At 71.6% G+C, this 6,742-nt stretch carries 6 protein-coding genes; 4 read left to right on the top strand and 2 right to left on the bottom strand.

Annotation, left to right across the window (positions count from 1 at the left end; genetic code table 11):
* Positions 1-75 precede the first annotated feature (75 nt).
* Entirely contained in the window at positions 76-2,232 is a 2,157-nt protein-coding gene (locus ACLQ6X_RS15950) for an acyltransferase family protein (protein WP_411701132.1), read from the top strand.
* Positions 2,233-2,275: 43 nt separating this feature from the next.
* On the opposite strand, the gene ACLQ6X_RS15955 is transcribed toward ACLQ6X_RS15950, so the two are convergent.
* Complete coding sequence (locus ACLQ6X_RS15955) at positions 2,276-2,932, bottom strand: response regulator (RefSeq protein ID WP_411701133.1); 657 nt, start codon at positions 2,930-2,932, stop codon at positions 2,276-2,278.
* Positions 2,929-4,131 carry a sensor histidine kinase gene (locus tag ACLQ6X_RS15960; protein WP_411701134.1) on the bottom strand — a complete coding sequence of 401 codons (1,203 nt, stop codon included), beginning with the start codon at positions 4,129-4,131 and terminating at the stop codon, positions 2,929-2,931. The genes ACLQ6X_RS15955 and ACLQ6X_RS15960 overlap by 4 nt, the downstream gene beginning before the upstream one ends.
* Before the next feature lie 117 nt (positions 4,132-4,248).
* Here ACLQ6X_RS15960 and ACLQ6X_RS15965 point away from each other — a divergent pair, with 117 nt between their 5' ends.
* From ACLQ6X_RS15965 to ACLQ6X_RS15975, 3 genes are all read left to right on the top strand, one after another.
* Positions 4,249-4,971, top strand: coding sequence for a GAP family protein (locus ACLQ6X_RS15965; protein WP_411701135.1), 723 nt, complete (start codon positions 4,249-4,251; stop codon positions 4,969-4,971).
* Between the two features lie 140 nt (positions 4,972-5,111).
* Entirely contained in the window at positions 5,112-5,897 is a 786-nt protein-coding gene (locus ACLQ6X_RS15970) for a DeoR/GlpR family DNA-binding transcription regulator (protein ID WP_411701136.1), read from the top strand.
* On the top strand, positions 5,894-6,742 hold an 849-nt coding region (locus ACLQ6X_RS15975), incomplete at its 3' end, for a 1-phosphofructokinase family hexose kinase (RefSeq protein WP_411701137.1). The genes ACLQ6X_RS15970 and ACLQ6X_RS15975, both read left to right, overlap by 4 nt.

A 6,742-nucleotide genomic window follows, 5' to 3' on the forward strand; every position in this document is an offset into this window, starting at 1 on the left:
TCTCCCTCGTGGGCGACGGAATCCCGCAGCGACGCGGCACCTCTTACGACGCCCCTCGACTGCAAAGGATCCGCCATGACCGAAGTCATCAGCCCCTCCTCGCCGCGTGCCCACGCCCTCACCAAAGACGAAAACGGCCTGCCCGTATTCGTGAAGCCGGAGAAGCCGGCGCGCGCCGCCTCCACGCTGCGCCCGGAGATCCAGGCGCTGCGTGCCGTCGCCGTGCTCGTCGTCGTGGTCTACCACCTGTGGCCGAAGACGCTCACCGGAGGATTCGTCGGCGTCGACGTGTTCTTCGTCATCTCCGGATTCCTCATCACCGCGCACCTGATGCGCGAGGCCGACCGCACCGGCCGCATCTCGCTGCCAAAATTCTGGGCCAAGCGCATCCGACGGCTGCTGCCCGCGTCGCTCACCGTTCTCGCCGCCTCGGCGATCGGCGTCTACCTGCTCGTGCCGCAGATGTACTGGATGCAGTTCTTCAAAGAGATCGCCGCGAGCGCGCTCTACGTGCAGAACTGGGCGCTCGCGTCGAGCAGCATCGACTACCTCGCCGCCGAGAACGTGGCGTCGCCGGTTCAGCACTTCTGGTCGCTCTCGGTCGAAGAGCAGTTCTACCTCGCCTGGCCGATTCTGATCGGCCTCGTCGTGCTGTTCGCGCAGCGGATGAGCGTTCGCGCCCGTCGGTCGCTCGTGTTCGTGGCACTGGCCGTCGTAGCCGCAGCCTCCCTGTACTTCTCGGTGACGTACACGGCGACGAACCCGGGCGAGGCCTACTTCGCCACGACCACCCGGGCGTGGGAGTTCGCGGCCGGCGGCCTGCTCGCGGTGGTCGGCACGGCCATCACGGCCTCGCACGGCGTGCGCACCCTCGTGGCCTACGCGGGCTGGGCGGGGATCGCCTACGCGGTGATCACCTACTCCGGCCAGACCGCCTTCCCGGGTTCGGCCGCGCTGCTGCCCGTTCTCGCCACGGTCGCCGTGATCTGGGCGGGCGACCCCGACTCGGCGGTCTCGCCGAACAAGCTCATGGGCACCCGCCCGGTGCAGTTCATCGGCGGCATCTCCTACTCGGTCTACCTCTGGCACTGGCCGCTCATCGTGTTCGCCACCATCGTCTTCACAGACGTGCAGATCGCGACCAAGATCGCGATCATCCTCGCGTCTATCGGACTGGCGTGGCTGACCACCGTGTTGATCGAGAACCCGGCCAGGGACTGGAAGGGTCTCGTGCGCCGCCGCCCGCGCTGGACACTGCTCGCCATGGTCGTCGCCGTGCTGCTGGTGGCCGTGCCGACCGGCGCCGCGTCGTGGGCCATGTCGCAGCAGGCCACCGCCGACACCGCGCGCGCGGCCACCGCCGTGGCATCCGCCGAAGAGTGCTTCGGTGCGTCCGAGTTCGCCGTGCCCGAGGGCGCGTGCGACGCGGTCGAGCACGAGACTCTCACGCCGCAGCCCTCGTTCGCACTGGAGGACGAGGCCGAGGTGTACGACAACGGCTGCTACGCCGACCTGGTGACGCCCGACCTCAACACCTGTGTGGTGGGGGACGCGGCATCCGAGGTCAACGTCGCCCTCATCGGCGACTCGCACGCCGCCTCCTGGTACCCGGCCATGAAGGCCATCGCCGAAGACAACGACTGGGCTCTCTCGCCGTACATGAAGTCGTCGTGCCCGATGTCGGCGGCGACCAAGCAGGACGACGAGGCAGACATCGAGCGGTCCTGCGCCGCCTGGAACGACACGCTGGCCGAGACGCTCACCAGCCAGCAGCAGCCGCTCGACCTGGTCGTGCTCGCTCACAGCGCGGCCGGCGACAAGTACGGATCGGACAGCGAGACGGTCGAGGGCTTCCGCGCGGCATGGGCACCCCTCGTGGAGCAGGGCACGCAGGTCGTCGTCATCCGTGACATCCCGCAGATGACCGCGGGCACGAACCTCTGCATCGCGGAGACCTCGGGCGAAGACCGGGCCTGCGACCGCCCCGAGAACGAGGCCCTCGTGGACGACCTGATGGTCGAGGCCGCCACGGACCAGCCGGGCGTCACCGTGATCGACATGAACGACTTCTTCTGCCGCGACGGTTCGTGCAGCCCGGTGATCGGCGGCGTGGTCGGCTACCGCGACAGCCACCACATCACGGCAACCTATTCGGCGACGCTCGCGCCCTACCTGAACGAGCGGATCGAGGCGGCCGTTCCCGCCGTGGCAGGTACGGCCGCGCCGAAGTAGCTGGCGGCCTCAGCGCGCTGGCAGCCTCAGCGCGCTGGCGGCCTCAGCCGACGAGGCCCTCCTCGCGGGCGAGGATCGCGGCCTGCAGGCGTGAGTCGCAACCGAGCTTGCCGAGCATCCGCGAGACGTGGGTCTTGGCGGTCGCGACCGAGATGGCGAGCCGGTCGGCGATCTGCCGGTTGGAGAGGCCCTCCGCGACGAGGGCGAGGATGTCGAGCTCGCGCGCCGTCAACACCGCGAGGCGCGCGCTCGCCTCGGCGGGCGCAGCCCGGTCGCGGTCGAGCCGCACGTACTGGTCGAGGATGCGGCGGGTGACCTCCGGCGCGAGAACGGACTCCCCGGCGGCCAGCCGGCGAACAGCGTCGACGAGTGCCGACGGCTCGACGGTCTTGAGCAGGAAGCCGCCCGCGCCCGCCCGCAGCGCGCCGAACACGTAGTCGTCGAGGTCGAACGTGGTGAGCACGAGCACCGCGCCGTGGCCCGCCGCCACGATCTGCCGGGTCGCCGCGATTCCGTCGACCCCGGGCATCCGAATGTCCATCAGAACCACGTCGGGTGCGAGCGCGGCCGCCTGCCGCACGGCCGTCGCTCCGTCGCCGGCCTCGCCGACGACGTCGATGCCCGCCGCCTCGAGAATGAGCCGCAGCCCCACCCGGATCGCCCCGTGGTCGTCGGCGATGAGCACGCGCACGGCGTTCACGAGGTCGCACCCGGCAGTCGGGCCTCGACGACCCACTCCGCGTCGGTCGATTCGACCGACAGTTCGCCGCCGACGGCTCGCGCGCGTTCCGCCATGGTCAGCAGGCCGACGCCGCCGGATGACGCGGCCTCCGCCGCCCGCCGGGTGCGCGTCGACCGCACGACGAGGTGCAGCCCGCCGTCGTCTCCCGTGGCCAGCCGAACCTTCACCTCGCTGCCGGGCGCGTGCTGCACGGCGTTGATCACCGCCTCCTGGGCGATGCGGAAGGCGGCGTGCTCGGTGGCGGACGGCACCGTCGCCCCGGCGGCGCGATCGTCGACGAGCTGCGCCTTTACGCCCATTCCGCCCGCGCGACCCAGCAGCGCGGGCAGGTCGCCGAGGGTCGCGGTGGCGGGCGTCGCCGAGTCGCGCTCGGGCGTCGCCGAGTCGCGCAGCAGGGTGATCATCGACCGCATGTCGGCGTGGGCGGCGAGCGCCGACTCGCGGATCGCTTCGAGCGCCGCCCTGTCGCGCGCGGCGTCGGGCGGGGTGGCGAGCGCGGCGCCCGACCGGATGGCGATCGCCGACATGTGCGACGCGACGAGGTCGTGCAGGTCGCGGGCCATCGCGGTGCGTTCCTCGCCGACGGCGCGCTCGCGGGAGAGGTCGTGGATGCGACCGAGGTCGGCGGTGCGCTGGGCCGCGAGGTCGAGCAGCTCGTTGCGCTTGCGCACGTCGGACGCCCACCAGAGCGGGGTGGCGAGCAGGGCGAACAGCTGCACCGCGACGAACAGGGCGATGCGCAGGTCGGCCCCGGCCGCCAGCACGGCGATAGCCGGGCCTCCGACGGCGACGGCCGCGGCGAACGCGAGCACGCGGCGCAGTCGGGGCGAGGCCGTCAGGGCCACCGCGTACAGAACGTCGTAGAAAGCGAGGAGCGTGCCCAGGCTGCTGCCGAGGTAGAGGTCGGCGAGCAGGGCCGCCGTGGCGATGCCGAGCGCGAGACGCGGGGTGCGGCGTTTGATGAGCATGGCCGCGCAGGCGACGGCGAGCGGGAGGAGGAACCACCAGTCGGAGTCAGGCGAGCCGGAGCCCACGAAGCCGCCGTTCCACAGGTGGGTGAACCCGATCGCGACGAGGGCGACGCCGACCGCGAAGGTGACGGCGGCGACCGCGGGCGCCGGCCAGGGCCTGCGGGCGGCGGTCGGCGTGGTGGTCACGCCCCTATCCCAGCACAGTCGGGGCCGCGGGGGCGTACGCCGAAGGGTGTACACGTCGGCGGCGGATAGCCCGGGTGGCCGATGGGCCGCGCGGTCCGCGCTTTCTATCGTGGTGATATGACCCTCGCACTGGCCGGCATCCTCGTCGTTCTCGCCCTGATCGACTCGACGAGTATCGGCACGCTCGTAATACCTCTCTGGCTGCTTGCGACGCCGGGCCGGCTGCGGCCCGACCGGGTGCTGCTCTTTCTCGCGACCGTTGTGCTGTTCTACTTCGCCGTCGGGTTGGCGATCCTCTGGGGCGCGGGGTGGGCCTTCGAGTCGATCGCCGCCGCCGTCGACTCGCCGATCGGCGCGATCCTGCTGCTCGTGGCCGGTGCAGCGCTCGTCGTCTGGAGCTTCGTGCTCGAGCGTCAGGCGAAGCGGCAGAAGGCCGAGGGCGTCGCCGTGCCCGGCCGGGTGCGGCGCTGGAGGGAACGCGCGGTCGGCGGCGACGGGGGAGCGGGCGCGCTGATCGCCCTTGCCCTCACCGCGACCACGATCGAGCTGGGAAGCATGCTGCCCTACCTCGGCGCCATCGGATCGATCACGGCGAGCGGCATCGAGTGGCCCCTGTCGGCCGCCGTGCTCGCGGGCTACTGCCTCGTGATGGTGCTGCCCGCGATCGGCCTGCTCGTCGCCCGCGTCGTCGCGGCCGGGCGCATCGAGCCGGTGCTCTCGCGGCTCGAGTCGTGGCTCACCCGCAGCGCGGGCGCGACGCTCTCCTGGGTCGTCGGCATCCTCGGTGTGCTGCTCGTGCTGCGGGCCTTCGACGGCGGGGTGGCAGATCTGCTGCCCTGACGGGTGACGCCTCGCCGCGGCATCCGTTCTGCCGCACAGCCCAGAAAAGGGTTGACTATCTTCGTTTGCTTGGTATTCTTCTTGTGTTGTCGTGAATAACCACATAAACACAGACAATCCCAACCATCAGCGGAGATGACATGTACGCAACGGAGCGCCAGGAGAGCATCGCTCTCGCCCTCGAGGCCGCCGGCCGGGTGTCGGTCTCCCAGCTCGCCGCCGATTTCGACGTCACCGCCGAGACCGTGCGTCGCGACCTCGACGCGCTCGAGTTCGCCGGCATCCTGCGCCGCGTGCACGGCGGGGCGGTCGCCGCATCGCGCGGCAGCGTCACCGAGGTGGCCATCGGCGAACGCCGTTCGGAACGTCACGCAGCGAAGAGCGCCATCGTCGACGCGGCGATGCGGATGCTGCCGCCAACCTTCCGCGGATCGGTGCTGCTCGACGCCGGAACGACCACCGCGCTGCTCGCCGAGCGCATTGCGGCGTGGTCGCCGTCGAACGGTCACCAGCTCACCGTGATCACGAACTCCATGCAGAACCTCGTCGCGCTCGACAAGAACCCGCACCTCGACCTGCACCTGGTCGGCGGCCGCCTGCGCGGGCTTACGGGCGCTCTCGTCGGCACCTCGACGGTCGCGCAGCTCGAAGCCCTGCGCCCCGACATCGCGTTTCTCGGCACGAACGGCATCAGCGCCGGCTTCGGCCTCAGCACCCCCGACGAGCTGGAGGGCGCGGTGAAGAGCGCGATGGTGAAGAGCGCCCGCCGCGCCGTCGTGCTCGCCGACGGCGCCAAGCTCGACCAGGAGGCGCTCGTGCGGTTCGCGGCGCTCGACGAGATCGACACCCTCGTGACCGACGAGGTGCCCGGCCCCGAACTGCTCGAGGCGCTCACGCTCGCCGATGTGGAGGTGCTCTACGCATGATCGTCACCATCACCGTGAACCCGTCGCTCGACCGCACGGTCGAGCTGGCCTCGGCCCTCGAGCGCGGCGAGGTGCAGCGTGCCGCCGCCGCGCACCAGGAGCCGGGCGGCAAGGGCATCAACGTGACCCGCGCGCTCGTCGCCGCCGGCCTCGCCACCGTCGCCGTGTTCCCGGGCGCGGAGTCCGACCCGATGGTCACCGCGATGCGCGCGTCCCGGCTTCCGTTCGACAACGTGCCGATCACGGGTGCCGTGCGCTCCAATGTGACGCTCACCGAACCCGACGGCACCACGACCAAGATCAACGAGCCCGGCCCCGCGCTGAGCGAGCACGAGCTTGACGAGCTCACCGAGCGCGTGGTGCGGGCCGCCGAGGGCGCGGCGTGGCTCGTGATCTCCGGGTCCCTCCCGCCGAGCATCGACCAGGGCTACTACGTGCGGCTCGTCGAGCGGGTGTCGTCGCTCGCGACGCCGCCGCGCATCGCCGTCGACTCGTCGGGCGAACCGCTGCGCCGGCTGCTTCAGAGCGGCCTCGGCGTCGACCTGATCAAGCCGAACGCCGAGGAGCTCGCCGAGCTCACCGGCACGGGCAGCGGCGAGGCGTTCGAGCAGCACCCCGACCAGGCGGCTTCGGCGGCCGAGCTGCTGCTCGACCGCGGCGTGGGTGCGGCCCTCGTGACCCTCGGCAGCCGGGGCGCCGCGCTCGTCACGCGCGACGCCACCTGGTTCGCCGACGCCCCCGCGATCGAGGCGCGCAGCACCGGCGGCGGGGGCGACTCGTCGCTCGCCGGCTACCTGCTGGCCGACGCGGCGGGCCTCGAATCAGACGACTGCCTGGCGCAGGCC

The organism is Conyzicola sp. (genome assembly GCF_046714715.1).
Taxonomy (GTDB): Bacteria; Actinomycetota; Actinomycetes; order Actinomycetales; family Microbacteriaceae; genus Conyzicola.